The sequence below is a fragment of the Pseudoalteromonas sp. GABNS16E genome (genome assembly GCF_028598715.1).
GTDB lineage: Bacteria > Pseudomonadota > Gammaproteobacteria > Enterobacterales > Alteromonadaceae > Pseudoalteromonas > Pseudoalteromonas atlantica.
The window spans coordinates 1-245 of the sequence record NZ_JAQREZ010000237.1 but is presented as its reverse complement, the minus strand read 5'-3'; the positions used below and the strand labels follow the sequence as shown (position 1 = coordinate 245).

At 38.4% G+C, this 245-nt stretch carries 1 protein-coding gene; it reads left to right on the top strand.

From position 1 onward, the window contains the following. Nucleotides 1-245, top strand: a 245-nt coding sequence (locus tag PSI06_RS21390; RefSeq protein ID WP_273604864.1) for a helix-turn-helix domain-containing protein, incomplete at both ends; no start/stop codon positions are given.

The window sequence follows — 245 nt, the reverse complement described above, 5'->3', positions numbered from 1 at the left end:
TGAAAACCACTAAAACTAAAGACGTTAAGCGTACTCAGCGAGATTATACATTAGGCTTTAAATTATCTATTGTTGAGCAAGTAGAAAAAGGCGACTTCACCTATAAACAAGCGCAAAGTCATTACGGCATTCAAGGCCGCAGTACCGTTCTGGTATGGCTGCGAAAACATGGTAAATTAGATTGGTCTAAACCAACTTATATAGCCAACATGCCTAAATCGAAAGAAACCCCAGCACAAAAAATT